Below are 4244 nucleotides of genomic sequence, written 5' to 3'. Positions count from 1 at the left end.
GGACCGCGATGGCCAATTCAGCTACCTCAACAACCAGGCCACCGGGCACCTGGACGCGGGCCAGCCAGTCATCAGTGTCGACATCAAGAAAAAGGAACTGGTCGGGCAGTACAAGAACAACGGCACCGAATGGCGCCCCGCCGGTGAACCCGAACAGGTCAAGGTCCACGACTTCATCGACCGGGAACTGGGCAAGGCAAATCCCTACGGCGTCTACGACGTGGGCACCAATACCGGCTGGGTCTCCGTGGGCACCGACCATGACACCGCAGCCTTCGCCGTGAACACGATCCGCTCCTGGTGGAACACCGCCGGCAACCCCGCCCACCCACACGCGAACCGCCTGCTGATCACCGCCGACGGTGGCGGCTCCAACGGCTACCGCACCCGGCTCTGGAAAACCGAACTCGCCGCCCTGGCCGCCGAAACCGCCCTGGAAATCACCGTCTGCCACCTGCCCCCGGGGACCAGCAAATGGAACAAGATCGAGCACAAACTCTTCTCCCACATCTCCATAAACTGCGGCAGACCCCTGTCCAGCCACGAAGTCATAGTCAACTCCATTGCCGCGACCACCACCAAAACAGGCCTCACTGTCCGGGCCGAACTGGACACCGAACAGTACCCCACCGGCGTGAAAATACCCGACAACGAAATGACCTCACTGGAGACCAGCGGGACCCTGAACAGGCACGACTGGCACCCCGAATGGAACTACACCCTCAAACCACGCGACACACCAACTAAATAATCGGCGGGCCCTAAGTGAAGAAACCTCTGACATCATGCCCCTCGATCGTTCGGAGTAGCGCTGAACGAATGGCAGTAAATTATTTATAGTGGTCTTTTCTGCCACTGTTGCGGTGGCTGCGGTGAGAGCACTATCGAAGTATGGAAATCGTCGTCGTTCTGGTTGTTGCTGTAGCCGCTCTCGCAGCGGTTGTCCTTCGCAGCGTGCGTGCGGATGGAGCGGGACACGCGCCTGCAATTCGATCGCATTCAGGGTGGGGCAGCCCGGCGCTTCCGAGCCGGCCCTACTCGGGCATGACCGTCGAGGGGGCATAGACCATGGCACTGGTGCTTATTTTTGGAGTGGCCATTGTGCTCCTCGCCGCTATCGGGCGCGGTGCCGTTCCGGCCGCTGAACGGCTCCCACTACGATCGTGGGGGCTGCGGGACCTGATGCGTAACGTGTGGCTCGGGTTGGTTATCTGTGCAGTCGATACCCCTCTGGACCGAACGATGGAGGAGATGTTCCGCACCTACCGGTGAAACTCCGGGTCGTAATATTACGCACAGGGTCCCCGTCCATGACGGGGATCCTGTCTTATGCCGCTAAGTTGATACAAATTGCACCGGGAAGCCGGGGGACCCGGGACCCACACGCCTATGGAGTAACTGATGAGCGCAGTTCCGGCTTCACCGCACCACGCCGCCGGCCGCACGGTATCCAGCGCGCTGCCTGTGTCCTTTGTGAATCTGCGCTCCGGGCCACTGCACAACATTAATCTCGACGTACGGGCCGGCGAGGTTATGGCGTTTCTGGGAACGGACGACGCCGGCACCTCGTCACTGCTGCGCACGGCAGCAGGCCTGGACCATCCACGGTCAGGGTCGGTGTTGGTGGGCGGGGTTCCCGTCCGGCGGGTCGACGAACGGTGTTCGCTCGCCTCACGCGACACCGAATTCCAGCCGCTTCATACTTTGCAGGCCAATTTGGCTTTGGGTCTGAGGAAGGGCTCAAGCGCCAATGAGGGCAAAGCGAAAATCGCCGAACTGTTGGACCTTACCGGCCTGCACCGCTTTGCGAAACTGCTGCCCGGAGATGTGACTGCCGAGATCCTGCGCCGCGCCGCCTTGGCCCGTACCCTGGTCGGCGCCCCCAGCGTGGTCCTGCTGGACGACCCTTTTGGAACCGTGGAAGGAGCAGCCAGGGGCGTCCTCCAGAACCTCCTGCAGACCCTGCACCGGGCGCTCCCCGCAACAGTACTGCTCGCGACGAACAGCGTCGACGAGGCGCTGCGCCTTGCGGACCGGATTGTAGTGCTCGGCAAGGATGCTGCTGGAGATGTCAGCAGCATCATCGGCGTGCACGAAGTGCCTGGCCGTCATCTGCCCGCCGCGGCACTGGACCGCCTGCGCGACAATCTTCGAGGCTGGGTGCAGCGCAAGCCCTAGCGCGCGGGCCACTGGCGGCGCCGCCGGACCCAATCCTGCACTTTCTCTCGCGCGTCCAAGCCCAGTTCCGCGTAGTGCCAAGGATCATGGTGCAACATCACGCCAAACCTTCCCAGAACCTGCAGGATTGGGTACAGCGTCGGTCGGCCACTTGACCGCAAACGACGGCGACGGCCCCACCCCTGAAGGTGGCGCCGCCGTCGTCGTCATTGCGTGGTTACTTTGAAGCGCCCTGCGACACCGAACCCTGCAGCTGGCGCTGGAAGATCACGTAGACCACCAACACCGGCGCCACCGTGATGACCACGGCCGCGAACAGCGCACCGAAGTCGACTGCGTAACCGGCCTGGGATGCGAACCGTGCGAGCCCTTGGGACAGAACGTAGTTATTTTCGTTCGTGTTCAGCGCCACTGGAAGGAGGTACTGATTCCACAGGCCCAGGAAGTTGAAGATGGCCACAGAGGCAATGCCCGGCTTGGCCATTGGCAACATCACCTGGAAGAACGTGCGCCATTCTCCAGCTCCGTCGATCGCAGCGGCCTCAGCGGTTTCATGAGGCAGCGTTTTGAAAAAGGAGAAGAGGAAGAACACCGTGAACGGAAGCGCAAAAGCCACGTAGGTGACAATGAGGCCCGGCAAGGTATTGAGCAGGCCCATGTTCTGGAGAATAAAGAACAAGGGCACAATGGCCAGGAAAACCGGGAAGGTGAGCCCTGCGAGCATCAGGTAGTAAATTGCCTTGTTCCCGAAGAACCTGAAGCGCGCCAGGATGTAGGCACACATCGAACCCAGAACCATCACAATGACCAGTGCAGCGCCCACCACAATAACCGTATTGAGGAAGTACTTGCCGATACCCGCGGTGGTCCAAGCATTGGAATAATTGACAAAGTTGGGTTCCACGGGGAGGGAGAACGGGGAGGAGAAGATCTCGCTGGTTGTCTTGAACGAGGTCATCAGGGTCCACACCAGGGGCAGGACCACTATTGCCGACCAGAGAATCAGCAGTGCATGGGCTACGGTTCCGAAGGCCTTGTCACCCGGTGAATTCTCCGCTTTACGTTCAACAACCGCCTCGGACGGCGCGGATTCCTTTGGTGGAAGTGTCTTGGTGGCCATGACTATGCCGTGTCCTTTCCGCCGACGATCCTGTTCACCAGGAAGACAAGCCCGGCAAATATCAATGTGACAATGGCCAGAATCACGCCCATTGCGCTCGCGTAGCCAAACTGGCCGTCGTTGAATGCCGTGGTGAGCAGCTGCTGGGACATCACCAGGGTGGAGTTATTGGGTCCACCCACGGGATTTAGCACCGACATGTAGACAAAGGCATCCAGAGCCAGGATTCCCATGTAGATGTATGCCGTCTGAACATTGTCCCGGATGAGGGGGATGGTGATGGAAACCGCGGTGCGGAGGCGTCCCGCGCCGTCGATGCGTGCGGCTTCATACAGTTCAGCAGGGATGCCCTTGATCGCGGCGATGAACAGCACCATATAGAAACCGACAAAACCCCACACAATAATGAACATCGTGACGGGCATGGCCGTCGATTCCCTGCCCAGCCACGCGAATGCCGCGAACTGGTCCAGGCCCAGGGAAACGAGAACGCCGTTCACCAGTCCGTTGGACGGGGCGAAAATCTGTTTCCACATGATGCCGATGACAATCGCGGGCACAACATAGGGGAAGAAGGAGACTACCCGGTAGAAGCCCGAGTTTTTGAGTCCCTTGATCTGGCCGCGGCTGCTGCCGCCGACGGTAACCATGGTCGCGAGGATCAAGGCGAGGATGATGGTGACGATGGGGAGCACAACCACCAACAGGATGTTGTTTCTCACCGACATCATAAAGATTTCGTCCGAGAAGAGCCTCTGATAGTTGGCAATTCCGGTGAAATCCATCTCGGCCGTAAAGCCGGACCAATTGGTCATGGAGTAGTAGAACGCCTGAACAAACGGCGAAATGACAAACAGCAGGTAGATCGCCAGCGGGACGCCGAGAAAGACGGCGAAAAAGCTCACCCGGTCAAACGTTAACTTCCTACGCCTGCGGGCGGCGGCTG

At 59.9% G+C, this 4244-nt stretch carries 6 protein-coding genes; 4 read left to right on the top strand and 2 right to left on the bottom strand.

The features are described 5' to 3' along the window. The 4 genes from Y708_RS23550 to Y708_RS0107150 form a co-directional block, all read left to right on the top strand. Positions 1-751: ISAzo13 family transposase (locus Y708_RS23550; protein WP_253905728.1), on the top strand; the 751-nt coding region annotated here is incomplete at its 5' end. Between the two features lie 140 nt (positions 752-891). Then, entirely contained in the window at positions 892-1065 is a 174-nt protein-coding gene (locus tag Y708_RS30380) for a hypothetical protein (RefSeq protein ID WP_216699754.1), read from the top strand. A gap of 3 nt (positions 1066-1068) precedes the next feature. Further along, the gene (locus Y708_RS0107155) at positions 1069-1272 is read left to right on the top strand and encodes a hypothetical protein (protein WP_028279394.1); all 204 of its coding nucleotides are present in this window, start codon (positions 1069-1071) and stop codon (positions 1270-1272) included. A gap of 129 nt (positions 1273-1401) precedes the next feature. After that, on the top strand, positions 1402-2178 hold the full coding sequence (locus Y708_RS0107150) for an ATP-binding cassette domain-containing protein (RefSeq protein WP_028279393.1): 777 nt from the start codon (positions 1402-1404) through the stop codon (positions 2176-2178). A 217-nt stretch (positions 2179-2395) separates the two neighbouring features. Here Y708_RS0107150 and Y708_RS0107145 read toward each other — a convergent pair whose 3' ends face one another. Both Y708_RS0107145 and Y708_RS23545 read right to left on the bottom strand, forming a co-directional pair. Beyond that, the gene (locus Y708_RS0107145; RefSeq protein ID WP_028279392.1) at positions 2396-3298 is read right to left on the bottom strand and encodes a carbohydrate ABC transporter permease; all 903 of its coding nucleotides are present in this window, start codon (positions 3296-3298) and stop codon (positions 2396-2398) included. A 2-nt stretch (positions 3299-3300) separates the two neighbouring features. Next, on the bottom strand, positions 3301-4244 hold a 944-nt coding region (locus Y708_RS23545; RefSeq protein WP_081746560.1), incomplete at its 5' end, for a carbohydrate ABC transporter permease.

The sequence above is a fragment of the Arthrobacter sp. H5 genome (assembly GCF_000520595.1).
In the GTDB taxonomy this organism is placed as follows: Bacteria; Actinomycetota; Actinomycetes; order Actinomycetales; family Micrococcaceae; genus Arthrobacter_D.
The sequence above is the reverse complement of the archived record's forward strand: the minus strand, read 5'-3'. Positions and strand labels throughout refer to the sequence as shown.

Coding starts and splice junctions, on each gene's coding strand:
- Y708_RS0107145 (WP_028279392.1), bottom strand. CDS start 3,298: ATGGCCACCAAGACACTTCCACCAAAGGAATCCGCGCCGTCCGAGGCG.
- Y708_RS0107155 (WP_028279394.1), top strand. CDS start 1,069: ATGGCACTGGTGCTTATTTTTGGAGTGGCCATTGTGCTCCTCGCCGCT.
- Y708_RS30380 (WP_216699754.1), top strand. CDS start 892: ATGGAAATCGTCGTCGTTCTGGTTGTTGCTGTAGCCGCTCTCGCAGCG.
- Y708_RS0107150 (WP_028279393.1), top strand. CDS start 1,402: ATGAGCGCAGTTCCGGCTTCACCGCACCACGCCGCCGGCCGCACGGTA.